At 67.0% G+C, this 23764-nt stretch carries 21 protein-coding genes and 3 pseudogenes; 10 read left to right on the top strand and 14 right to left on the bottom strand.

Annotation, left to right across the window (positions count from 1 at the left end):
- Window positions 1-653: 653 nt before the first annotated feature.
- Window positions 654-2285 (bottom strand): hypothetical protein, encoded by a 1632-nt coding sequence (locus tag G3I40_RS20775; protein WP_164303627.1) that lies wholly within the window; start codon window positions 2283-2285, stop codon window positions 654-656.
- 388 nt (window positions 2286-2673) lie between these two features.
- On the opposite strand from G3I40_RS20775, the gene G3I40_RS20770 reads away from it, so the two are divergent.
- Window positions 2674-2982 carry a hypothetical protein gene (locus G3I40_RS20770; RefSeq protein ID WP_239091845.1) on the top strand — a complete coding sequence of 103 codons (309 nt, stop codon included), beginning with the start codon at window positions 2674-2676 and terminating at the stop codon, window positions 2980-2982.
- Here the strand turns inward: G3I40_RS20770 and G3I40_RS20765 are convergent.
- Window positions 2976-3795, bottom strand: a pseudogene (locus G3I40_RS20765) (transposase). The gene G3I40_RS20770 and the pseudogene G3I40_RS20765 overlap by 7 nt on opposite strands.
- A 142-nt stretch (window positions 3796-3937) precedes the next feature.
- Between G3I40_RS20765 and G3I40_RS20760 the strand changes: the two are divergent.
- Together G3I40_RS20760 and G3I40_RS47235 are read left to right on the top strand one after the other, a co-directional pair.
- A complete protein-coding gene (locus tag G3I40_RS20760) occupies window positions 3938-4684 on the top strand; it encodes a class I SAM-dependent methyltransferase (protein WP_164303626.1) in 747 nt (248 codons plus the stop codon).
- Window positions 4685-4807: 123 nt separating this feature from the next.
- Window positions 4808-5041, top strand: a pseudogene (locus tag G3I40_RS47235) (hypothetical protein); the annotation flags it as partial.
- A 278-nt stretch (window positions 5042-5319) separates the two neighbouring features.
- Here the strand turns inward: G3I40_RS47235 and G3I40_RS20755 are convergent.
- From G3I40_RS20755 to G3I40_RS20735, 5 genes are all read right to left on the bottom strand, one after another.
- Entirely contained in the window at window positions 5320-6387 is a 1068-nt protein-coding gene (locus G3I40_RS20755) for an NAD(P)/FAD-dependent oxidoreductase (RefSeq protein WP_164303625.1), read from the bottom strand.
- Window positions 6384-6917, bottom strand: coding sequence for an isoprenylcysteine carboxyl methyltransferase family protein (locus tag G3I40_RS20750; RefSeq protein ID WP_164303624.1), 534 nt, complete (start codon window positions 6915-6917; stop codon window positions 6384-6386). The genes G3I40_RS20755 and G3I40_RS20750 overlap by 4 nt, the downstream gene beginning before the upstream one ends.
- Before the next feature lie 59 nt (window positions 6918-6976).
- A complete protein-coding gene (locus G3I40_RS20745; RefSeq protein WP_164303653.1) occupies window positions 6977-8197 on the bottom strand; it encodes a beta-ketoacyl-[acyl-carrier-protein] synthase family protein in 1221 nt (406 codons plus the stop codon).
- A 58-nt stretch (window positions 8198-8255) separates the two neighbouring features.
- A complete protein-coding gene (locus G3I40_RS20740; RefSeq protein ID WP_164303623.1) occupies window positions 8256-8576 on the bottom strand; it encodes an acyl carrier protein in 321 nt (106 codons plus the stop codon).
- A gap of 85 nt (window positions 8577-8661) precedes the next feature.
- Window positions 8662-9762 carry a 3-oxoacyl-[acyl-carrier-protein] synthase III C-terminal domain-containing protein gene (locus G3I40_RS20735; protein WP_164303652.1) on the bottom strand — a complete coding sequence of 367 codons (1101 nt, stop codon included), beginning with the start codon at window positions 9760-9762 and terminating at the stop codon, window positions 8662-8664.
- A gap of 1009 nt (window positions 9763-10771) precedes the next feature.
- On the opposite strand from G3I40_RS20735, the gene G3I40_RS20730 reads away from it, so the two are divergent.
- Both G3I40_RS20730 and G3I40_RS20725 read left to right on the top strand, forming a co-directional pair.
- Entirely contained in the window at window positions 10772-11893 is a 1122-nt protein-coding gene (locus G3I40_RS20730; protein WP_164303622.1) for a C45 family peptidase, read from the top strand.
- A 324-nt stretch (window positions 11894-12217) separates the two neighbouring features.
- On the top strand, window positions 12218-12571 hold the full coding sequence (locus G3I40_RS20725; protein WP_164303621.1) for a YidB family protein: 354 nt from the start codon (window positions 12218-12220) through the stop codon (window positions 12569-12571).
- Between the two features lie 187 nt (window positions 12572-12758).
- On the opposite strand, the pseudogene G3I40_RS20720 reads toward G3I40_RS20725, so the two are convergent.
- From G3I40_RS20720 to G3I40_RS20705, 4 genes and pseudogenes are all read right to left on the bottom strand, one after another.
- Window positions 12759-13541 (bottom strand): annotated as a pseudogene (locus G3I40_RS20720) (SDR family oxidoreductase).
- 87 nt (window positions 13542-13628) lie between these two features.
- Window positions 13629-14435 (bottom strand): alpha/beta hydrolase, encoded by an 807-nt coding sequence (locus G3I40_RS20715; protein ID WP_203644465.1) that lies wholly within the window; start codon window positions 14433-14435, stop codon window positions 13629-13631.
- A gap of 209 nt (window positions 14436-14644) precedes the next feature.
- Window positions 14645-16075, bottom strand: a complete 1431-nt coding sequence (locus G3I40_RS20710) for an MFS transporter (protein ID WP_203644464.1) — start codon at window positions 16073-16075, stop codon at window positions 14645-14647.
- Between the two features lie 664 nt (window positions 16076-16739).
- Window positions 16740-17195 (bottom strand): STAS domain-containing protein, encoded by a 456-nt coding sequence (locus tag G3I40_RS20705; protein WP_164303619.1) that lies wholly within the window; start codon window positions 17193-17195, stop codon window positions 16740-16742.
- A 473-nt stretch (window positions 17196-17668) separates the two neighbouring features.
- On the opposite strand from G3I40_RS20705, the gene G3I40_RS20700 reads away from it, so the two are divergent.
- From G3I40_RS20700 to G3I40_RS20690, 3 genes are all read left to right on the top strand, one after another.
- Window positions 17669-18877: an FUSC family protein gene (locus G3I40_RS20700; RefSeq protein ID WP_239091844.1), complete on the top strand. Its 1209-nt coding sequence runs from the start codon at window positions 17669-17671 to the stop codon at window positions 18875-18877.
- A gap of 162 nt (window positions 18878-19039) precedes the next feature.
- A complete protein-coding gene (locus tag G3I40_RS20695) occupies window positions 19040-19909 on the top strand; it encodes a SigB/SigF/SigG family RNA polymerase sigma factor (protein WP_164303618.1) in 870 nt (289 codons plus the stop codon).
- A 95-nt stretch (window positions 19910-20004) separates the two neighbouring features.
- Window positions 20005-20583 (top strand): LysE family translocator, encoded by a 579-nt coding sequence (locus G3I40_RS20690; RefSeq protein WP_164303617.1) that lies wholly within the window; start codon window positions 20005-20007, stop codon window positions 20581-20583.
- A gap of 217 nt (window positions 20584-20800) precedes the next feature.
- Here G3I40_RS20690 and G3I40_RS20685 read toward each other — a convergent pair whose 3' ends face one another.
- Both G3I40_RS20685 and G3I40_RS20680 read right to left on the bottom strand, forming a co-directional pair.
- The gene (locus G3I40_RS20685) at window positions 20801-21178 is read right to left on the bottom strand and encodes an ATP-binding protein (RefSeq protein ID WP_164303616.1); all 378 of its coding nucleotides are present in this window, start codon (window positions 21176-21178) and stop codon (window positions 20801-20803) included.
- Window positions 21179-21326: 148 nt separating this feature from the next.
- Entirely contained in the window at window positions 21327-21695 is a 369-nt protein-coding gene (locus tag G3I40_RS20680) for an STAS domain-containing protein (protein WP_164303615.1), read from the bottom strand.
- A gap of 480 nt (window positions 21696-22175) precedes the next feature.
- Between G3I40_RS20680 and G3I40_RS47935 the strand changes: the two genes are divergently transcribed.
- On the top strand, window positions 22176-22304 hold the full coding sequence (locus G3I40_RS47935; protein WP_275410205.1) for an LPFR motif small protein: 129 nt from the start codon (window positions 22176-22178) through the stop codon (window positions 22302-22304).
- A 225-nt stretch (window positions 22305-22529) separates the two neighbouring features.
- Here the strand turns inward: G3I40_RS47935 and G3I40_RS20675 are convergent, their stop codons facing one another.
- Complete coding sequence (locus G3I40_RS20675) at window positions 22530-23177, bottom strand: hypothetical protein (RefSeq protein WP_164303614.1); 648 nt, start codon at window positions 23175-23177, stop codon at window positions 22530-22532.
- Window positions 23178-23302: 125 nt separating this feature from the next.
- Between G3I40_RS20675 and G3I40_RS20670 the strand changes: the two genes are divergently transcribed.
- Window positions 23303-23746 carry an Hsp20/alpha crystallin family protein gene (locus G3I40_RS20670; protein WP_164303613.1) on the top strand — a complete coding sequence of 148 codons (444 nt, stop codon included), beginning with the start codon at window positions 23303-23305 and terminating at the stop codon, window positions 23744-23746.
- The last annotated feature ends 18 nt before the right edge of the window (window positions 23747-23764 follow it).

Raw genomic sequence — 23764 nt, 5'->3', positions numbered from 1 at the left:
ATCGGGGGCGGCGTGGGGGTCTTCGTCGCAGCGTTTCCCGGCTGTGGCGCGGGAGCGGCTGTGGGTACCGCGATCGGTGGAGCAGTCGACGTGATCGGTACCACCATCACTGTTATCACCGTACGTAACTAAGCTCAGGAGAATCATGCTCGGTGAGTGGAAACCAGGCCCGAAGCTGCGTCTCTTCATGCTCGTGTACGTGTTGCTCATGGCATGTCTCGTAGTTGCTGCTCTCGGACTGGGGCAGTGGAGAATTGGGATCTTCAGTGCGCTTGCTGCACTTCCCGGCATAATCCTGTGCCTGTTCTACGTAGCGAGAAAGGGATAGCGCGGACGTAAAGGAGGGTGCTGTTCAAGCACCCTCAACCGAGCGAGACGCCCGCACTGTGGCATGCCAACTCCAGCGAAGCGGCCCCCAACGCCTGCATCACCACCGGGGTGACGAAGCAAAAGGGGCAGCGCCGACTTCAGCCTTTACCGGCGGTAGGGCAGCCGCCCGGCCCGTGGCGCGAAGAGAGGGCACCGACGAGACCTCCCCGCTCTGCCGAAAGTTGTTCAGCCAGTCGAGGCGTCCCTGGCCAGGGTGCATGGCGGAATTGCTCGCCAGGGTTGCCTCGGCTGGTGTGCGTTGTGGGTTCCGTGAAGGCGCGCAGTCAGCGGCAAAGGGAGCGCTCGGCCGCAGTGGGATTGTTGGGGATGCGCAGGCTGGTCCGGTGCCAGGAACCGGTGAGGTTCTTCCAGAAGCGGTGGGGGGTCAGGGGTTCGCGAGTCGCGGCCAAGAGCTCGGCGAGGGGACCGCATTGGAGCGCTGCGCGTGCAGCGGTGACCTGCGTACGGTCGATGGACGACGGGAGGTCCCGATCGCTGGCCGGGGCGGTGTAGTCGGCGATGATCCAGGCCGGGTCGATGTGCTTTTCGTGCCCGGCCTTGACGAAGTTCGTCGGGTGAATGTGAGCGCCTACCGGGTATGCCAGGCCCAGGGTGTCGATGGCGTGGTCGGTGAGAGGTACCACTGCTCCAGCATGTCCCAGCCTGGCTTCCGCGCCCACGAGATGTGGGCTCAGCCGTGAACGCAGCGGGAGAGAAAGGTACTTCTGGTTGTATCTGAGCTCCATGACCAGCCTCCGATCTCCGCGCTGTTGTGCTGCTCGGACGGGCGGGGTGAAGGGGATCCGCCTGCTGCTGTGTGCCTGTTGCGAGAGCGCGAAGCCCCCGTAACCGCCGTGTTCGTCGTAAATGCCGAACGGCCCGGTGGCGGCTGTGGTGAAGGGAGGCCGCCACAGCAGCAGGCACATGGTCGCCCACACGGCCAGGGCGGTGGTGGCCATGAGCGTGGTGCGGGTGAGCGGGATCAGGAAGACGGGCAGGACAATGAGGAAAAGTGAAGGAAGCAGCATTCGGCCGTGCATGAAGTCACCACCGACTTTGGTGACGAACAGGCTGCTCAACAGCCCAGCCGCAACGGGCGCGACCGCCACGACTGTCGTGCGGCTGCGGTCCGGCCGATGGCGGGTGCGGTCGGCGACTTCGACAGCGAGGACGGCGACCAGCATCAGGGGAATCCACAGGTGGTAGGGCTCCACGAAGTTCTTCAGGTAGAACAGGCCCCGGCTCCACAGCGTCCATGAGGCCTCCTTCGTGATGGCGGGCTGCGGCACCAACAGTCCGTAGTAGCCGGCACGGAAGATCTCGTATGCCACGGGGAGGGCAGAGCCGATGGCGATCCAGGTCACGGCGCTTTTGAGTTTCGGGCGCGTCAACCACCAGAACGCCACGGTGAAGACGGCTGTGACAAGTGCGAGATCTGGGCGCACCAGGGGGCCGAGTCCGAAGCACAGCGCGGTCGCCGCACCGGCACGCGTCGAGGCACCGTGACGGGCCCGGACCAACAGCCACCAGCACAGGGCCAGCCAGAAGAAGGCCAGTCCGGTCTCCAGGCCAGATGTGCTGTAGTCCCACATGGCCTGCACGGGCAGGAGCACCAGTACCCCGGCCGGTACGAGTAGATGTGTGGGGCGGTGAAGGGTACGAGCCGCATCGAGGGCCACGACCACGCCCGCAGTGGTGAACACACATCCCGCGACCACCGCGATCATGGCTGGGTCGCTGTTTGTGGCCAGGGCGCAGATTGTCAGCAGCCATTGCCACAGGGTGCCCGTCGAGGTCTCGACCCGTTCACCGATGTTGAAGACGGGGCCGTTGCCGGCTGTGATCTGCCGGACGACCCGGCTGTAGATCAGCCCGTCATCGCCGAGCCAGCGGTGGCGCCAGCCGAGTACGGCCATCGCGGCGGCGGGTGCTACGACCGCCCCGGTGTTCCACCACAACCGTAGACGATTCCGTGGGGTGAGAGGAGCGTCTCTGGGGCTCCCAGCGGGTTTGGGAACGAGAGAGGCAGCGGACGTCTGACTCGGCTGGAGAGATGAAGGCACGCAATCCATAACCCCTGCAGGTCAGGGCAGTTGCGCGGCCGGGTGCCCTTCCCGGGGTGGTGAGTGAGGATCACCCGGATACTTCGTACACCCATACGACATAGGTGTCTGTGTGTGATTGGCATGCCGAGGGATGGCCCGCGACCGGCCCGCCGTCGTCCGGGGCGGCACGGAGAACGATGCCCTCGATGCAATTCCTTCCGGCGGGAGGGCCGGGGCAGGCTGGGGTTAGATTCTTCGCATGCCTTCGCATCTCAGCCATGGTGCTTCCGGAGCCCTCCGACGCTTCGCTGGATGGCTCGCCCGGGGGTCGGTAGGCCACCCGCTGCTGGAAGGGGTCGACTATTGGGAAGAGTTGCGCGAGTCACCCTCCCAGATGGAGATCTGCGTCGCGATCTTCGCCAACGTCCTCGAACTGGATGAGCAGGGAGAACCGGTCAACGAGAAGCACGCGGAGCGCAGGGCCGCAGCCTGGCTCTACCGATGCTGCACCGGGGAGCTACCCCCAGGAGAGCCGGACATCGAGCCGTGGGAATGCCAACTCTATTGACCGGTAAGGGCGAAGTCGTACAGGCGGGCGATGCCATGCATCGTGTGGTGCACGCCGTCGCCTCGTAGGCGGCAGTCGCACAGGACCTTCCAGGTCTTCATCCGAGCGGAGGCATGCTCGACGCGTGCACGAACCTGCTTGTGGGACCTCTTGTGGACATGCTTCCAGTCGGGCAGATCCTCCCCCTTGCGGCGACGGTGCGGCATCACGAGCCCGGTACCCGGGTGGCCGCCGTCGGCGATGGTCATCGTGTTACCGACGGCGGCCTTCGCGCCGGACTCCGCCCAGGCCCTGCAGTCGTTGCGATTGCCCGGCAGTGGTCGGCCGACCACTACGGTCAGGCGGGTGTCAGCGTCGCTGACCACCTGATGGGTTGGTGGAATAGCGATAGCTCTTCGACTGCCCGGCCACCTTGTGGTCCCGCGTAGGCGCCAGGTGGCCGTCCACGATCAGCGCCGCGTCCTTGGCGAACCGCTGGCGGGGTGCAGCGTGAGCCTCGGGCCGAGGTCGTCGATCACTCGGTCTGCGGCCGACTTCGACACCCCGTACAGCGGGGCCAGTTGTCGCATCGTCAATTTCGTCCGCCAGAACGTGACGACCAGCAACCCTCGGTCCTCTAGCGACAGCTTCCACGGCCGCCCCCGGCTCGGGGAGTCGGCACTCTGCGCGACGCAGCGCAGTCACCCACTTGCCGAAGGCGTGCGGGCTCAGCTCGGCAAACGGGGCTATCCGGGACGGCTCGGACACTGTGATCACACCCGAGACGGGCAAGATCAGCAGAGCAAGATCGCTCACGACACTGCCCTTGGCCATCGACGGATGCCTCGCCGCAACCGGACTCAACCTCACGACAACCAGCCCAAATACTCAGTATCGCCCTTCACATCAGCAGTGCACGATGCGCCATCGGTGTGACGATGCGTGGGCTCGCGCTCGGTGCGGGCATCTTCCCCGCATGATCGATTCCAGCTCACCTAGCGCTCCGTACACTGTCACCGCGGAGTTCTACGATCTCCTGCACGCCGAATTCGACCGCCGTAGGACCGCCCGGCTATACGGCCCCCATCTCGATCGCGCCCGCGTGGTCGTCGATCTCGGAGCAGGCAGCGGACTGATCACTCTGCTCGCGCTCGCCACCACGGGAGCGCTTGTCCACGCCGTCGAACCGGCCGCTCCGATGCGCGCCTTGCTGATAACCCGCCTCGCCACGGCGGGCAGCGACCAGCGCGCTCGCGTAACCGTGCACGACCGACCGTTGGACCAGTGCCCACTCACCGGCACCGCCGACCTGATTGTCTGCCACAACATCATCGCTACCTTGTCCGACGTCGACAGACGCGCCCTATGGGAGGCGCTGGCCCGCACCCTGCAGACCGACGGTTACGCGATGCTCCAGAGACCGCCGACGGCCCTGCCTGAGGAGGCCGAGGACGAACGACTGGTCCCGGTACGGGTTGGCCAGGACACCTACAGCGCGGTGCGGACGACCGAACCGGCCGGTGACCACATCGCCTGTCACTTCACCTACACCGTCACACGCGACGAAGTCGTCCTACGGCGCCACCGCGAGACGTTCACACTGCACCCGCTGCCCTTGACGCTCCTGCACGACGAATGGGACGTGGCTGGCCTGGAGATCGCCGATGCCACGAAAGAGACGATCGCCATCCGGCGTGCACGCGAGTCCGATCCTGTCAGCTGACGCAGTCCTGCTCGCTGGCGCGTCTGTTCGCCTCGTCAGGGGATTCGCCCGAGGGGTGCCCCTATCTCTTTGGTCAAGGGAAACCAGGCTGCGTTGGCTCGGGTAGGCGGGCAGCATGGCGGCATGGCTGATCTGCTGTGGGACGACGTGAGCTGTTTCTGTGATCCGGACTTGATGGGGTCGCCGCCGGATGTTCGTGTCCCAGGTGCCTCGGTGGAGGACTGGCAGTCGGTCCCCGATCTTGCAGTTGAGAGGGGCTGGAAGAGCCAGCATTCCGTGGGCGAGGCGGTGCTTTCGGTGCCTCGTACGGGGGTCGTGCGGGCCCGTCCTGCGGATGCCGAGAGCCCGAACCTGCGGCTTTGCTGCCGTGAAGTCCATAAGCGCGATTGCGTCCCGTTTGAACTCCTCGGTGTACCGCTCCATGCGGCTGTCCGCGATTCCCGCCCGGTGCTACTTCCTCGGGGCTCTCACGCCGCTGTGTCCAGGTGTCCACGAGCGAGCTGAAGCTTCGCCATCGGCACGCGTAGCCGACACAAGCCGTTCGCCGTGCCGCCATTCTGAACGGAGGGGCCGGCTCGCGTGACCGCCCGCTACGCACGCCTGACGCCGCGGATTCCTCTCGGCCGGTTCCCCCCTCAGTGGCTCAGCTGAGCTACACCAGCCCGGAAGGCGGCAGGTAGGGCCGAGCAGACGGGGACTAGCAAGGACCGGGCGAGGGGCACCGTCGTAGCCGTCACCAAGGTGCGTGTCATCAGGCGGTAGCGACGAGTCAGGCGACGCCAGCTTTCCTCGTAGTGAGCTGGGCGATCCATCACCAAGGCGTCGACGGCTGCTTCTGCTTGAGCGAGGGCGAGACTGATGCCTTCGCCGGTGAGGGCGTCCTCATAGCCGGCGGCGTCGCCCACCAAAAGGACCCGGCCACTGGTACGGCACGATGTCGTCTGCCGTAGTGGTCCTGCCCCCCGCACGGCAGAGGCGGGGGCGGCCCGGGCAAGTCGCCGGTTGAGCTCGGGAAAACCAGCCAGCAGGGCGGCGTATGTGCCGAGCGACTGGGCGCCGTGGGGAAGAGCATCCGGGCAGTAGAGGAAGGCTACGCCGACCAGGTCGTGCGAGACCGGCGTGACGTAGGCCTCGGCGTGCGGCCCCCAGGTCACTTCGACGCGGTTGCTCCAGGGGGCGACACGCCAGTGGCGGCGCAGGCCGAACCGGCGTGGTGAGCCAGCCCGGGTGGGCAGGGCAAGTTGGCGGCGGATGGGGGAGTGGAGGCCGTCCGCCGCCACGAGCCACCGGGCTCGCAGGCCGTGTACGGAGACGGACTCGCAGTCCTGGGAGACCTCGGTAATCCGGGTCTGTTCGCTGTGCATTCCAGCCTCTTGGGCTTCGGTGCGCAACGCGAGGTGCAGGTCCGTACGGCGCACGCCCATGCCGGTGCCGTATGTGAAACGGGCCTGGGCGCGGCGACCTGCCAGATCGAGGTAGTCGATACCGGCCAGGGGCATACCGGGCGGTCGGACACCGAGGGCGTGCAGGCGGCGAACACCCGCCGGCATGATCCCTTCCCCGCAGGCTTTGTCGACGGGTCCCGACCGCTGTTCGAAGAGGGTGACTGCCAGTCCTGCGCGGGCGGCGTGCAGCGCGGTGGCGAGACCCGCCGGACCGGCTCCCACGACGATGAGGTCGGCGTCATAGCGGCGGCGGTTCATGTCGCGATGCCCAGCGCAGTGTTCTCCACACGCAGACGCACGGCCAGCACGGCACTGTTGGCGAGCGTGAACAGAAGTGAAGTGAGCCATGCGCCGTGGACCAAGGGGAGTGCGATGCCTTCCGCGACGACCACGGCATAGTTGGGATGGCGCAGCCAGCGGTAGGGGCCGCGTCGCACGAGAGGAAGCCCAGGAACGACGATGACGCGGGTGTTCCAGCGTGGGCCCAGGCACCGGATGCACCACCAGCGAAGTCCCTGCAGGAGTACGACGACGGCAAGGGCACTGAGCCCCACTGCAGGGACGAACGGCCGGTCCCTCAGGGCGACTTCAAGGAGCATCCCGGCGAGCAGAGCAGTGTGGATCGCGACCATGACAGGGTAATGGCGGTTGCCGAACTCGATCCCGCCGTGGGCCCGGGCCCACCGGGCGTGCCGACTCGACACCACAAGTTCCAGCATCCGCTCGCCGGCAACCGCGCCTACGACGAGGACGAGCCAGACGGGCACGTCCCACAGATCAGCGTGCATCGTCGTCCCTTCCGCGCATGATCGTGAACCTGGTGCGCGCTCGTGCGTCTGGTGAGGGCTCAGACAGAGAAGACCAGCGCGGCATTTTGCCCTCCGAAACCGAATGACGTGGTCAAGGCACGTTGCATCGGGACGGCCCGGGGCGCGCCCAGCACGACGTCCACGTCGATGTGAGGGTCGACGCTGCTGGTGTTCGCGACCGGGGGCACCACCTGGTGCTCCAGTGCCAGCACCGTGGCCGCCGCTTCGATGGCGGCCGAGGCGCCCATGCAGTGGCCGGTCATGGCCTTGGTGGCGGTGAGCGGCGGGACGGTGCCGAACACCCGGCCCAGCATGGAGGCTTCTACGAGGTCTCCTACCTTCGTGCCGGTGCCGTGCGCGTTGACGTGGTGGATGTCAGCGGGGTCACTGCCGGCGTCCAGCAGGGCGCTGCGTACGGCTGCTTCCGCACCACGCCCCTCGGGGTGGGGTGACGTGGGATGGTGGGCGTCGCCGGAGGCACCGTAGCCGCACAGTTTGGCCCGGACGCGCGCGTCCCGCCGCCGCGCGTGTTCCAGGGTTTCCAACACAAGTACGGCGGCTCCGTCGCCCAGGACGAACCCGGTCCGGTCCTGGTCGAAGGGCCGACAGCTGATGGGGCCGCGTCGACCGTCGGACAGAACACCCAATTGGGCAAAGCAAGCAGCGGTCATGGCGGTGCGCACCGTCTCGCTTCCGCCGGTGAGGACGACGTCACAGGTGCCCGAGCGCAGCAGGTCCCGGGCCACGCCGATGGCGGTGGCACCTGAGGCGCAGGCACTGCTGGTGACGAAATTGGGGCCTTGTGCGTTCACGCGCATGGCCACTTCACCTGCGGCCATGTTCGGTACGCTGCGTGGCAGGGCCAGGGAGGAGACATGCTTGGGCCGCCCCGCGTGCAGGTGGCGGAACTGATCGCCGTACCCCTCAATGCTGTTGCTGCCCACCCCCAGGACGACTCCTACCCGGGGCGCCTGCCATTGAGCCGCGTCGAGCCGGGCGTCGGCGAGGGCTTGGTCGGCAGCGACCAGCGCCAATTGGGTGAAGCGGTCCAGGCGTCTGCTGAGACGACCGCCCAGTGTCAGCTCGGGCTCGAAGGTGCTGCTGCGGCACGAATGGCTGACGGGCAGACCCGCGAGCATGGGGTCCTCGGTCACGCGCGGGCGAGCCGCGCACAACCCGTCCCAGAACTCGTCCGCTCCGCTGCCCGGCGCGGTGATCAGACCTACGCCTGTGACAGCAACGTCGCGTGTAAGGGACACACCGCTCACCACCTGTGGGCGTCGCTGCTCGGCGACTGGCACGGGCCGGCCGATGTGTTCATGACGCTGCAACCTGTTGCGTCGTCACCTTGTCCACGCCGAGTGGGCCTTGAGTGCTCTCGCTGTCCTGGGCGGCCATGCACCGAATGGCCTCGGCTGCCTGGCTGAGCGTGGTGTCCAGGTTGACACCGTCGAGTTCTGGCGGAAGGTCGATGCCGAATTCTGCTTCAAGAATGACGATCGTCTCGATCAGCGCCAGCGAATCCACCTCCAGCTCACGAAGAGTCATCTCCGGGGTGAGCGAATCGGGCTCGCAGGCGATCTGTTGCGCCAGCACCTGGATCAAGCGCTTCTGCAGATCTGCGGCGGGAATGTCCACGTGTGCCTCCAAGAACAGGACTGCTGGGTGATCTCTATAAAGCGGTTCTGCAGTAACAACGATCGCTTAGGGCTCTGCGCTCCAACTACCATTTCAATAGCACGAGTTCGCTGGAGAATCCGGGGCCCATCGCGGTCATCAGACCCACGGCTCCCGCCGGCGGCGGAGAGGACAGTGTTCTGCGCAGAACGTCGAGCACGGAGACGGAAGACATGTTGCCGTAGGCGCGCAATGATTCCCGGGTGTGGGCGAGGGCCTCGGGCGGCAGAGTGAAAGCCCGCTCGACCGCCTCGATCACTTTCGGACCGCCGGGATGACACACCCACCGCTCTACCTCGGCCGGGACCAGGCCGTGATCTGCCAGGAAACCCACGACGTCCTTGGGTAGCTCCCGCTCCGCCACCTGCGGAACCTCAGGGGACAGGACGATGCGGAACCCGTCACCCCCGATACGCCAGCCCATGACATCCGTACTGTCGGGGTACAGACGGCTGCGCGTGGACATCACTTCCGGCCCCGACGCGTCAAGAGCGTGCTGCGCGCCGACCGCCACGACTGCCGCCGCGCCGTCACCGAAGAGGCTGGCGGCCACCAGGCCAGCCATGGACCGGTCTTCACGCTGCACCGTCAGGGAGCAGAGTTCAACGGCGAGCAGGACCCCGACCTGGCGAGGAAAGGCGCGCAGATAGTCATGCAAGCGAGCGATCCCCGCGGCACCGGCGGCGCACCCCAGACCGAACAACGGGACCCTCTTGACGTCTTCCCGGAAGCCGACCCGCTGAGCCAGGCGCGCTTCCAAGGACGGAACGGTCAGGCCGGTCACCGACGTGCTGAAGACAACGTCCACCTCGTCAGGAGCGATCCCCGCACTGTCCAGTGCGCCCTTTACCGCCTGTTCCCCCAGCTCAATGGCGCACTCCAACCATGCCTGGTTGCTGCCGGTAAATCCGTCCAGCGCGGGATAGTCCTCCAGCCGCAGCCCCAAATTGCGTGTACCCACCCCTGCATTGGCCGAGATTTTCGACAAAACCCGTCCCGACTCGGGCCGGTCTGCCAGAACACCGGCAGCGAACGCCGAGGTGACCCGATCCTGCTTGTACTGGTGCGCAGGCACGACCAATTCAGTCGACGCGATACGAGGTCCGGCATCGTTCGTCGGCGGATTCTGATCCAGTCCACGACTCATCCTGACCTCCACGCTCGCATGCTGTCCCGGGCACTGTACGACGTAGCTTCCGCTAATCCTGGCAAAACACCGAGGCGGCGTATTCCTAGTCCTTACACGCCTCGCTATTCAAGTTGGGGAAGGCCGGACTCGAAGGCGCACGTCGTCATAGGAGGAGGCGGAACAGCGCTTTTGGCAGGCCGTGTTGGGGCGGGGGAGCGGGATGCCCGGAGCCTCCCTTCACCGGAGGCCTGTACCAGGTCGGCATCGCAGGCTTGTAGTACTGAGCACATTCGTGTTCGTCTCCTCTGGAGAGCTGAGCGGCACAACTCGACTTCCAGAAGGTGCTTGACCGATAGGCGCAATGGTCCGTCGACGTTGATCCGCACGACGCACTTGCAGATCGCGTTGTCGATCTCGTACACGGGGACGTCCTCGTCCATCAGGCCGGCGACGTTCGCCAGCGCGTCGATCCGGCTGCGTGGGGCGACGAGTACCGCGTTGGCTCAGGCGGGGGCTGTGATGTCCGCGTGACCGATGCGACGGCCGCCGAGATCGGGCCGTAGCGGTGCCGATGCCGAAACCCGCGGCGAGCTGGTGTAGGCGTCACGCTGCCGCAGAGGAGCCAAGGCCAGAATTGCCTGACGCCCCAACGATAGACGTCATCATCGCGTGTGTTGGGTCCGGCGACGGTAGCGGAGTTGGCCGGACAGGACCCGTCAGGAAGCGCAGAGGGCGTCGGTGGCCTGTATCAGGCTGCGGCCCTGCGGTCGTCGGCGCCGGGAGGAACGCGACCGGCTCGATACGGCCCTGGACCAGGTCCCTGGAGACGACGAGGCAGGGTTCTCTCACATCGGACCGGGTCGGCTGAGAAGCCGAACGTCCGGCCGTCTCGGTCGGTGCGGTCGCACTACGCCCGCAATCTGCTGAGCCAGGAGACTCAGGAGATCCGCAAGAGGGAGCGGGGGCAGGCGAGTCAGGCGGCGTGGCAGAGCGTTCTTTGCATCTTGCCGTGCGGGAAGGTGACGGTATGAAAGCTCATGTGCAAGAGCAGGAGTTGGCAGGCCTGCCCTGGTTGGTCGTCGCAGGCTCTCGCGACCAGGTGTTCCATCGCCTGGGTGACGTCACGCGCAGTGAGGCGCGGGCCGCGGCGGAACCGGACGCCGACGACGAGGAGTTCCGTGCGTGGGTGAACGACGGTTCCGGAGCTGAGAGGCTGGCACGGTTGGCGGCCGCTACGCGGCGCCGTTTTGCCCGGCCGTGGGCAGAGCTCGCCGCGATGGCGGGCGGCGCGGGCGTCCCGGAAGAGGAACTCGTGCTGCTCAATCTCCGCGGGGACTTGGGAGCGCAGGATGACGGCGGATGTTCCACCCTTGCCTGGCGGCGCCGGGGCGTATTCCTGGCGCACAACGAGGACGCCTTTCCCCACGCCGTGGCCCGCCTGAGAGTGGTCACACTCGCCATTGACGGAGAAGTGCCGGTCACGGCGTTGTGGTATCCGGGGCTGTTGACCGCGAATGCCTTCGCGGTCAACGGACACGGACTCGTCTGGGGCGTGAACCACATTCCCGTCTTACGGCCGGACCTGTCGGGATCGGGCCGGCATTTCGTTGCCCGGGCCATGCAGCAGGCAGCGAGTCCACAGGAAGCGGTGACCCATCTGCATCGGCATGCCAGTGCGGGCGGCTATGCGCACACCATCGGCAGCGGACCTCAGGGGCCCGTGCGGGTGGTCGAGGCGGCCGCCGGTCAGGTCGCGGAGGTCGAGGCGAGGGCAGACCATCCGCTGCACTGGCACACCAACCACCTGCGGCACCTCCCCGATCCCCCTGACCTGCCCGTCCCCAACGGCGGAACTCCGGCGTCAGGCACCGGGACCTCACGTACGGAGAGTCACACACGAGGCAGAGTGCTGGCTGCTCTTCCCGTTCCCGGCCAGGAGCCGTCCACAGAGTGGTTCCTACGCATCCTGACGTCACCGGCGCCGTCCGGCGGAGTACTGCGAACGGCCGTCGGTGGCGACCCGCTGCGGACCGTATGCTCTGTCGTCGCCGACCTCTCGGCGCGAATCCTGACCGTGCGGGGGCCGGAGGGGAAGGCCGTCGCACTGTTGCTGGACGAGTTCGCTCACGGCAGGCACACGAGCGCCTGAAGCTGTTCAGCCAATGTGTGTTCTTCCCCGGCCCGGCGGCACGGGACACGCGCCTGATGAGCGAGGACGACTGAGCAGGTCCTCGGACGCGCGACGCTACAACCGGGCGCCCGGGTGCGGCTATGGGAGAAGACCGACCACCCTGAGGTCCAGATCGCAACCGTGCTTGTTCGGATCTCCACGGGCGAGCTCAGCCTCCAGTCAGGGGACTCTTGGAAAAGACGAGTATGAGTCCACTCGACGGGGCCGAACAGCGGATCACCACCACGCCAAGCTGAAGGATCTCGCGGCTCGTGCCGGGAAGAACGGGAAGAAGGAAGGGGGATGACGACGGAACAGCCCGCGGTGTCGGTATCGGGAGACGACCTGACCGAGTTCCTGGTCTACCTGGCGGAACAGGGGTTCGCCGACGAAGTCGGCTCCCGGGTCACTGCAAGCGTGACCAACAAGCCCACCACCGGCACGCAGCTGCGTTCCGTCCTCGACGAGGGGGACCTGGAGGAAGCGGCGGCGGCGTCCGGCCTGTCGGTCGACGAGTACACAGCCGGGATGGCGCGGACTCTGCCCGGCCTGGTGGACACGGTCACCCCCCAGGGCGAACTGACGGACGACGAGGACGACTACGAGGCCGCCTTCGAGGCCTTCTTCGATTCCCTCGAAGAAGAGCTCACGGCCTGAACGATCGAACCGTCTGACCCGTCGCCCGTCACGATGCCGGGGGAACGGGAATGGACCGTCCTCCGGCGCCCCGTGGCGCCGGGGGACTCGCACGTTCTCCAGCCGACATCGTCTGTGACGCCTTGAACGTCGAGGGCGGCCCCCGGGGCGTCGTGCCGGCGCCGCGAGCCGCTCGGTGCGGGCGGCGCTATTGGGCCGTTGACCCGCCGTCGATGGGCACCGCGGCACCTGTGATGAAGGAGGCGTCATCGCTGAGCAGAAAGGCGACGAGTCCGGCGATCTCGTCCGGGGTGGCGACGCGGCCCGTGGGGTTGGGTGCATCGAGGTCGCCGATGGGTTGTTGCGGGGATGCGCCGAGCAGTTGGCGGTACAGCGGCGTGTCGACGTTGCCCGTCACCAAGGTGTTGACCCGTACGCCGCGGTCGGCCCACTCCAGCGCCGCGGATCTGCTCAGACCGACGACCCCGTGCTTGGCGGCGGTGTAGGGGCCCAGGCCCGGTACCGCGGCTACGCCGGCGGTCGAAGCATTGGTGACGACGGCCCCGCCGCTGCTCGCGCCGATCGCCGGGATCTGGTGTTTGAGGCCGTAGAACGCGGTGGTCAGGTTCAGCTCCAGCTCCTCGTGCCAGGCGCGATCGGAGATCTGGGCGAGCGGCCCCGGTGCGAGGACTCCACCAGCGTTGTTGAACGCGCCGTGGAGGTGGCCGTACGTGGAACGTGCGGCTTACACGGCAGCGGCCACGTCGTCCTCCACGGTCGCGTCACAGGTGACGAACATGGCTTCACCGTCGTCGGCACGGATCTCGGTGACGAGGTGTTCGCCGAGTGCGGTGCGCCGCCCCGCCGCGACGACTGCTGCTCCCTCCGCGGCCACGCGCCGCGCCACCGCGGCGCCGATCCCGGAGGTGGCGCCGACGACCAGCACGACCTTGTCAGCCAGACTGGCCCGCCCGGGCGCCTCACGCCGCATCAGCGCGGCCCTCCCGGCGGGCGTCGTGAAGGACGCAGACGTCCTCGGGGCTCGATTCACGGCGTGACGATGAGAGCACACGTCACCTTAGAAGAGGTCGGGCACCGTCGGCGTCTCATCGTCGAGAAACGCGCTCACCATCGGTACCAGTACCGCCGACTGCGCAAAGATGCCTACGTGGGTCGTCGGCAGAATCACCAGGCGTGCGGCCGGAGTTCCTACCGCCGACGTTGAGGTATCCGTGTCGCCGCCGCCACGCAGCCGGAACAGCGCCAGCGCGTGTTCTGGCCTCACGTCGTCCGTGTCGCCGGAAATCACCATCGTCTTCGCAGAGATCGAACGGATCTCCGCATCACTGATGTTCTGGTCATCGCTGCCGAACTTCCTCATCTTCCGGAGATACGTATCGAAAGCTACTGCGTCCGGAGTGTGTGCCATGAACGCCCTCTCGACAGCCGTGCCGGCCCACCCCGTGGGATCCGCGTCCTCGACGTCGTCCACGACCGACGCCGACCAGCCGTCCCTGCGGTAGGCGGCCGACAGTGTGACCAGCTTGTTCACCAACTCCGGGTGTCTGAGTGCGAGTTGTAGTGCGACCCCGCCGCCTTGCGAGTAGCCCATCACGTCCGCACGCTCGACCGCCAACGCGCCCAGCAGTGCCGCAGCGTCGTCGGCGAACGCCGGGTACGTCAGCTCGCGCGACGTGTCCGGCGTGCGGCCATGTCCTTGCTGGTCGAAGACGATCACGGTGCGTGTGTCCGCGAAGGCCGACACCCAGGGCTTCATCGAGTCCGTACCCATGTACGCGCCGGGGATGAGCAGCAAGGGGACCGTCGTCGACGTTCCAGGTTCGCCGTACACCTCGTGATAGAGGCTCACGCCGTCGACCGACACGTGGCCACTGTGTGAAGGCTTCAACGTCACCATCCTCGTCGCATCGGAATTGCGCCGACGGCACGTTGGCCGTGCGAAGTTCCGGGTCCGAGTGACGCGGGATGCCTCCCGGAACCCTATTCACGACAGTACTTCGCTGAGCTCTGGGTGGGTGCCTTTCTCCCCTCGATGGCCGGGTATCCGGCCATCGAGGGATCCTGGCCTGTCGGTCAGAGGGCCCGTGTCGGTTTGGGCAGGGTGAACATGAGGGCCCACATCACCGTCAGGGCGGCGAGGATGTACCAGATGCTTCCTGCGAAGGCGGTGGTCACGGTGGCTCCGTGGCTGCCTGCGGGGGCGTGCTTGAAGAAGACGAGTGACGCCATGGCGAGGCCGAGTGTGGTGCCCAGTTGCATGGCGGTGTTGAACAGTCCGGCGGCGGATCCGGCATCGTCGTTGTGGACTTGGCCGAGGGTGAGGCCGGACAGCTGGGCACCGATCGCGCCCAGGCCGACTCCGATGAGGAGCATCGGTGCGGCGGCGGCCACGAAGGACAGCTCGGTGCCTTGGCTGGTGATCAGCAGCCGGTAGCCGGTCAGGGTGAGGGCGATCAGGAGGGCGCCGGCCTGAGGGACGCGTCGCTGATGGCGGACGGTCCACCTGGAGGCGAGCGTCGCGCCTGCCATGCCGCCGACGGAGATGGCGATGTTGGCCGGTGCGAACTGCCACGGCGTGAGGCCCAGACCGTCCTGCATGAACAGGACCCAGGTCAGCAGAAATACGCCGAGCATCAGACCGAAGGTCAGCTGCGCGGCCAGCCCGCCGGTAAAAGCCCGGTTCCTGAACAATGCGAGGGCGACAAGCGCCGACCTGCCCCGGGCGGTCCTGGCACGCTGGTGGAGTACGAAGACGGCCAGCAGCACGGCTCCCGCGGCCAGCATGAGCAGACTCCAAGCGGGCCAGTGCCGCTCGCCGCCCACGGTGAGCGGGTAAGTGACCAGCAACATCGCGGCAGTGGAGAGCACCACGCCGGCCAAGTCCAGGCGCTGTGCCCGCAAAGCACGAGACTCGGGCAGGAACCGCCGGCCGAGGGTCAGGGTGGCCAGGCCGATCGGCAGATTGATCAGGAAGATCATCTGCCAGCCCAGACCGGCGACATCAGCGGCGGTGAGAACGGCACCGAGCGCGGGGCCCAGGATTCCGCCCAGTGACATGACCACCCCGTACAGGCCGAAGGCCCGGGCCCGGGACGGGCCGTCGAAGGTGACCGCGAGGGTGGCCAGGACCTGCGGCACCATCACCGCCGCGCCGGCGCCCTGCACGGCGCGCGCCGCCACCAGCAGGCCCGGGCCGCTAGCGATCCCGCACAGCAGGGAGGCCAGGGTGAAGATGGCGGTGCCGGTGAGGAAGACGCTTTTGCGGCCGAACAGGTCGCCGAGGCGTCCGCCGGTGATCAGGCCGAGGGCGAAGGCGAGTGCGTAGGCAGCCGGGATCCACTGCATTGCGGCGCTGGAGGCGCCGGTGTCCTGCTGGATCAAGGGGAGCGCGGTGTAGACGATGGAGGCGTCGAGCGCATTCATCAGCTCGGCGATCAGCACCACGGCCAAGATGACCGTACTGCTACGGCCTTTGACGGCCGGGCTGGGGGTGCGGGTGAACATGGTGTGCTTTCTGTTCGCGAGCAGCGGGAGGGGGACGGGCCTGGGCAGGCCGCTGTCCGCGCGCGGCGCGACAGGGTGAAAGCGTCAAGGATGCAACGGGCCCAGGCCGTTGGAGGGCGCCGTCGTCGAGGCATGCGTCAGGGGTCCGCGGTGGCGGACAGCTGGAATGGAGCCTCAAGACGAACGGCTACTGGGCCTGGCGGATCGGAGTCACCTCGGGTAGGAAATGGTCGACAACCAGGAAAGGGTAGAGGGTTTCTCGGGGTCCGTGCAAAGGGCTTTGGTCCTGCATAAAGGCCGGCCCATGGCGTCACCGAACCGCCGCCTATCGTGCGCTGTACCCCTGAGAGGGAACCCTCAGATGATGCGGGCCCGTCCTTGTGAACCTTCCGCACCTTGAGAGTCCATCGTTCTCAGCGGGCAGGTCACCCCTGTTCAGGGAGCCGTCTCCAGGCGTCGGCGTGCCGGAGGCCCATTCCCAGATCCAGGAGGCGTGGCTGGGTGGGTGCACGTTGGAACTCGCAGTTCTTCGGGCAGGCCCAGTTCCGTTCGCGGGAGGGTGATCCGAACGTATGCGACGTGGAAGGGCGACGACGCGCCCTGATCCTGCACCGACCAGGCCGCGTCGTTCGGGCGGGTGGGGCTGGAGCAAGTACAGGGTGGATCAGGCGAGTTCTCCACGCCGGGGGAGAGGGGCAGGCCGATGCTCGGATTCCCTCGACGCCGGTTCGTGGGGGGTGGTTCCCGCGAAGAGCGCGCCAGTGCGGGTGATTTCCAGGAGCCGCGTGACGAGTGGACTGGCGGAGCGGATGTAGACCGTCTTGCCCGACTCGAGGGCTGACTCTCGTACCTGGAGCAGGACGCGGAGCCCGGCCGCGTCGCAGAACCGGAGAGGCTCCAGTTCCAGATCCAAGCCCGCGGCCGACCGGCGAAGTGCCTGCTGCAGCGCGTCGTGGAGGGCAGGGGCGACATCGATGTCCACGTCGCCGTACACCGTCACGCTGATCCGCTCGCCGCGGTCGTGTGCCTCGACGAGTGGGGCCGAGGGAGCGATGCGGATGCCGTGCGGCTCATCGCGCAGATACAGCGCTGTCCAGGCCTGTTGCGTCCCGCTGAGCACCGTCCTACCTCCCGCTGTCCTGTTGAGTTCCGACAGCTTGATACGAACTTGGAAGCACGTCAACTGAGACCGGAAATTTGTTTCGCGTTTCACGGGTCCAGTGATGCTCTGTGACGGCAGAAGATGGTCCGCTCCTGATGCTCCCGGCTGGGGCCGCAGCGGTTAACACTTGCCCTATGGCAACGATAGTAGGCGTGTCCGGCGTCCTTGTGCGGGCGATCACACGGCTCGTAGGCGTGAATTGCTGTGAGACGGGGCAATGGGGTGCGGTTTGCACCTGTACGTAGAAGGATCCGCCGATGCTGATGCCCCGCTCCGAGGCGGTCCGGGCCTTGTTGAGCCGCGTCCCCTGACGCCACGTTCTGGTGCCGGAGGGGACCGATAGTTCCGCCGCCCGCTCACGGATCCACGCAATACAGCACATGACTGCTGCGCTCCTCGGCATGAGAGGCGGCAGGGCTTAGGAGACCTTGATGAACACGCCGCAGGCCCCGCTGCGCAGCCGGATCGCAGATCACTGGGCCCGCGCACGAGGCTGGCTCAGCCGCGCCTGGGGAACGGACGGACACGAGCGCCACGTCACCCTCATGATCAGCAAGTCGACGCTGGCCGCGACGGCGTGCTGGTACGTCTCCTCCGACCTGTGGCACGCCCAGTCCCCGGCCTTCGCGCCCTTCTCCGCGGTCGCCATCATGCAGGTGACGGTCTACCAGTCGCTGTGGCAATCCCTGCGCTATGTCGCCGCGGTCGCTGCCGGGGTACTGGTTCAGGGGATCCTGGGCCAGCTCATCGGCCCTCACCTCATCACCTTCGCCACCGTCACCGCGCTCGCCCTCATCATCGGCCGCTGGCGTGCCCTGCGCACCGAAGGCGGCCAAGTCGCCACGGCGGCCATGTTCGCGTTCTCCACCTACGTCACCGTGCCGGGCCACCAGCAGTGGGCCGCGCTCGGCCAGATCGTGGCACTGGTCCTCACGGGCTGCGCCATCGGCACCGTCATCAACCTGGTGCTCTTCCCCCCACTGCGGAACCGCACAGCGGAACAGGCCCTGCGTGCTCTCGCGCACGCCACCTGCGACGTGCTGACGGACATCGAACACGCCCTCACAGAACAGAGCCTCGACGAAAATCAGACGGCCTCCTGGCAGCGCCGCTCCGCAGACCTGCTGCCGCTGGCCGCCCAGGCGCAAGACGCCGTCACCCGCGCCCGCGAGTCCCTGGCCTACAACCCGCGCCGCATCCTGCGCACCCACCGCCGGCACGGCGACTTCACCGGATACCGCGGCGTCGTCAACTCCCTGGAACGAGTGGCCGGACAGGTCGGCGCTCTGTGCCGCAGCCTCACCTACGCCCAGCAGGACGAGACATCAGACACCGGCCGCGGCGGCTTCCTCATCGCCTACGGCAAGCTCCTCGCCGCATGCTGTGAGATCACCAAACGCCTCAGCGGCGTGGACGAGAACTTCCTTGCACAGCAGACCGGTGCGCTGAAGCAAGCAGCCCAGGGAGCACGCGAACAACTCGACGCCCTCACCGAATACGCCCGACAGGCAGCAACCCCCGTTCTGGACACCACGCGCCCGTACGGCACCCTCCTGGCCGAGGCCATCCGCCTGGTGGACGACCTTGAATACGCCTGCCAAGTCCTGGACCAGACCTCCCACGAGCCGTTCGACCGGTAGACGGTCATGGGCGGTCAGGTCTCACCGACACGGGCCACATACCGAGGCCATGGATGTGGCCGCCGTCACACATTTGTGATGTGTGTGAATGCGCCGGATGAGGGCAACCGCGCGAAGGCAGAGAACTGCAGGCGGACTTCGAGAGACAGGGGCGGGACCACCATGAGCATCACGGCAGTTGACCACCGGGCGCACGCCACTGCCGACAGCGTGCAGGATCAGCTGATCGAGCAGGCCTACGCCGACCCGGCATCCGTGCGGCCCAAGGATGCCCGCGAGATAGGCCGGCACTTCTTCGACCGCCTCACACAGCTCGAGGAAGGCACGCACGAGTACAGCTACGTGCGCAATGTGCTGATCGAGATGAACCTGTCCCTGGTGCAGTACGCGGCCAGCCGATTCAAGCACCGTGGCCCGCAGGACATGGAGGACATCATCCAGGTCGGCACCATCGGCCTGATCAAGGCGATCGACCGGTTCGATCTGAGCCGCGAGGTCGAGTTCACCTCGTTCGCCGTGCCCTACATCACCGGCGAGATCAAGCGCTTCTTCCGTGACACGTCGTGGGCGGTGCACGTGCCGCGCCGGTTGCAGGAGGCACGCCTTGAACTGTCCAAGGCCACCGAGGAGTTGCGCACGCGGCTGGGGCGCGCGCCCTCGACGGCCGAGCTGGCTGAGTTGATGCAGCTGGACCCGGCCGAGGTCGCCGAGGCACAGAAGGCCTCCAACGGCTACAACAGTGTCTCGCTCGATGCCGCCGTGAACGGTGCGGAGGACGAGTCCGAGACGATGCTCGCCGACTTCATCGGCATCGACGAGGACCGCTTCGAACTCCTGGAGAACTTCCACTCCCTGGCCCCGCTCATCGCCGAACTGAACGAGCGCGACCGCCGTCTGATCCATCTGCGCTTCGTCGAGGAGAAGACCCAGCAGGAGATCGGCGAGGAGCTGGGCTGCTCGCAGATGCACGTTTCCCGCCTGATCAGCCGCGTGATCGCAAACCTGCGCGCCGGCCTGATGACGACGGAATAGTCCCATGACGCTTTGAGGAGGCCGTACTCCCGGCGCGGGCCCACGGGCCGGTTCGACAGGCAGATGGCTGTCATGGTCCGACGAACGGAGAACGGATGTCCGTCGACCTCATCGGCTTCATCGGCGTGATGTTGGTGGCCTACGTGGTCCCCGGACCGGACTTCCTGGTCGTCGTGCGCTCGGCCGCCGAGCACCCGTCGAAAGGACGGGCAGCGGCGCTGGGCGCACAGGCCGGGTTGTGCGTGCACATGCTCGCAGCCGCCATCGGGCTGTCGGTGATCGCCGCACGTTCGCCCGTCGTGTACGACGCCATCAAGCTCCTGGGCGCTGCCTATCTCGTCTACCTCGGAGCGCGGGCCGCTCTCGCCGCCCGGCGTGCCACACGGGAGCACGCCGCCCGAGGAACTCGGCACAAAGACAGCTCCTGTGGTGCCGTGTCGCCGGCATCGGACCAGCCCCGGCCGGCCGGCGCACGATGGCGCTCGGGATTCGGCGAAGGGTTCCTCACCAACGTCCTCAACCCCAAGGCAGCACTGTTCTACTGGTTCGCCCTGGTCGTCGTCGCTGCACGGCTACTTGCCCTGCTCGCCCGCCCGAAGATCCGCCACTGTTGGGAGCTGACCACCGGCTGGCTGTTCATCGCGATCGGTATCGGTATCGCCGTCGCCGCCTGACTCGGCACCACCCCTCCACGCGACGGGGGATCCGATGGCCCACGGTCTCCCGTGATGCAGCGTCGAAGTCAGTGGTCGCGCGGGGCGCGCATGATGACTGCCATCCCGGCCAGGCCGATGAGCGCGCCGGTGATGTCGAAGCGGCCGATCGCTGACGGCGGTCTATCGCCGGGCCCAAATGAGGAGGGCGGGGAGGTGGAGTGCGGCCTGGGGTCGTTCAGCCGATCGCGCGGAGCGCGTCGAGGGTGACGCTGATGGTCTTGCCGAGTGCATCCGGCTCGATGGCGACGTCGGCGCTGAGCCGTTGGATGATCAGCCAGCCGTGGCCGCCGGGTGTTGCGCGCGCTGTGGCGCGGTGGGTGGGCAAGGTGGTGCTGAAGTCGCTGACATGGATGGTCAGGGCGCTGCCCTGGATGCTCACGAGGAAGTCCCTGACGCCGCCCGCGTGGAGCAGGGCGTTGGTGACAAGTTCGCTGGCGATCAGACAGGCGTCCTGCTGCAGCAGGGTGGCTTGCTGGGCCGGCAGTGTCTCAAGCAGAGGCTGGAGCGCGGTCCTGACGTGGCTGCGAGCCTCGGGGCAGGTCAGATCCGTCATCGTGCGGTGAGCGGGAGGGCTCGCCATCTCCAGCGTCCTTTCTACGGTGGCTATGGGCTGATCCTTTTCTTGTCCACGGCGTGTGTTGCGGTTCGTCTGCCCGACATCGGCAGCCGCACACAAGAGCCGGGGCGCCAGGCGGCGTGCTTCAGCTCCCCGTCGAGTCCAGTGCGGCCAGGGCGGCTTCCAGATCAGCCGCGACGTCGAGGATCTGGTCGCAACCGGTGATCTTCAGCAGCCGCCCGACGCCGGGCTGCAGCGGGCCCGCCATCCGCAACGGCTTCTCCGCCTCGCCATGGTCGGCATGGGTCTTGAGGAGCTGGTTGAGGAGCATGCTGTCGGCAAAGACGAGGCCGGACAGATCGACCACTGTTGCTTCGGAGCGCGGATCGTGCAGAGCGTGGCTGAGCGCGCCTGCGATCTCTGCGACGCTCTCCAGGTCTGCTTCGCCGGAAATCGCTACCTTCACGATGCTTCCGTGCTGCTCAATCCGGGTTTCGAGGCGTTCTGATGTCATGCCCCGTACCCTCGCACACTTGTTTGGGAAGGCTGGCTCTGCCCTGTGTGCCACGAACTCAAACACATGGCACCTTGGCCCGGACGCGAGGCGGCGCCGGGCACGCCTCACCTGCAGCTCGACGGCACGGAGGCCGAGCGCACATGACGAAGGCGTGCCTCGCATGATGTGCGGTGCACCCCCTCGATGTGTGGGCGTCGCGTCGACACGACCTTGTGACGCGACCCGGCAGCCCGGCATTCAGCGCGAAGGGCATGCCTTGCCCCTCTGCCTGTGTCTGCCGTCGCCTGTGGTTGCGGCACACTCCGTGTCGGTCGGTCGGCAGGCGGGCAGGGTGAGTGGTCCGCTCGGGATTCCGGTGCTGGACGTCTTGGTTTTCAGCGTGGGACGTCGGGCAACCGGAGTGGAGAGCAACTTGTGCAGGAGTTCACCGCTCGTGGTGCAAGAAAGAAAGCAAGAACCGTTCTTGGAGGTCCCGTCATGCTGAAGGCCATTGCAGATGTTCTGCGATCGATTGGTGGAGCCATCGCCACGGTTGTCACGCTTCCGTTCCGCGCAGTCGCGCGGCTCTTCGGTGGTGCTTCTGCCAGCGCTCACGGAAACCACTGACACGCGGGCACCAAGTAGAGGGCGGTCCCGGCCACAGGCCGGGACCGCCCTCGTGTGTCTGGTCCGGCTCAGTGGCCATCGCCACAGGGGCCGGACGGTCGGCGACGCGCAATCCAGAAGGGAGCAACGGGAGGCTGCTGGCACGTACCTGCCCGTGTTTTGGGCCCCATCGGCCTCATGCGTCGTAAGCACTGGCCAGGCATGTCAACGGCGTGCGCCGGAGAGTCAGTGGGGCTTTTTGCCGGCGGCAGTCCGTTCGTCGACTTGCTGGAGAGTGGTGCGGACTTCTCGGGTCAGCGCGGTGCCTGCGGGCAGGTGGACGTGTACATCGGTGAGCGGGGCCAGGAGCCGGGCGGCGTCGTCGTGGGTGAGGGCTTGGCGAAGGCGGTCGAGTGCCGGCTGTGCTGCCGACGGGAGAGCGGCGAGGGCGGTGATCCTGCCGGCGAGCTGACGCAGATCCCCGGCATGGGCCCGGGCCCAGGTGTCGAGAGTGCGTTGTTCGGCGCGTTCGTCGCGAACGGCCTGGGCGCGTTGGTCGCCGGTAGTGCCCGCCGCGCCGGGCAGCAGTCTCAGGTAGCGGCGCTCTGCGGCCTGGCGGCTGTTGACGCCCAGAGGCCGGGCGAGGCTGTCCCAGCTGGCTCCCGCCTGGCGGGCGGTGCCGATCAGGGACGCTTCCCAGCCTGCGATCTGTCCCCGTAGTTCGCGCAGCAGGACGAGTGCGTCCAGCGCCGCGTTGACCTGGGGTCCGGCCTCGGTGGCTGCCGGGTGGTGGGCGGCCGCTGCGGTGCTGGTCATGTCCTGCAAAGCGGCGTACGCGGCGAAGAATGATTCGGGGGCGGCTTGAGGGCCGCCGGGCTCAGGGGTCTGGGACACGTCGCCTCCTGCATGTCATCGCTTTGATGACATCCTTTGTTGTCATCGTTCCGATGACATGATACAACCTGTGGCACGTGCAGAGCACGCGGCAGGAATGCCCCGAACCCTGGAGGTGTAGCGAGATGCTGATGCGTACCGACCCCTTCCGTGAGATCGACCGCCTCACCCAGCAGCTCCTGGCCGGACCGGCCGGGACATGGACCAAGCCCACTCAGATGCCGATGGACGCCTACCGGGACGGCGACGACTACGTCATCTGTCTCGACCTGCCCGGGATCACACCGGAAGCCATCGACATCGACGTCGAGCGCAACATGCTCACCGTCAAGGCGGAACGCCGTCCCGTCCTCGTCGGCGAGAACACGCAGATGGAACTCTCCGAGCGGCCTGTGGGAGTCTTCTCCCGGCAGGTGATGCTGGCCGACACGCTCGACACCGAGCGCATCGACGCCACCTTCGACGCGGGTGTCCTGACCCTGCGCATCCCGATCGCCGAACGCGCCAAGCCGCGCAGGATCAGCATCACTCCCGGCGCCCGTAGCGACACCAAGCAGCTGTCCGTCTGACCCGCACCCCTGCAGATC

It is taken from the genome of Streptomyces sp. SID14478 (assembly GCF_010548525.1).
Classification (GTDB): Bacteria; Actinomycetota; Actinomycetes; order Streptomycetales; family Streptomycetaceae; genus Streptomyces.
Note: the sequence above shows the minus strand (reverse complement) of the source record. Positions and strands in the feature narration are given on the sequence as shown.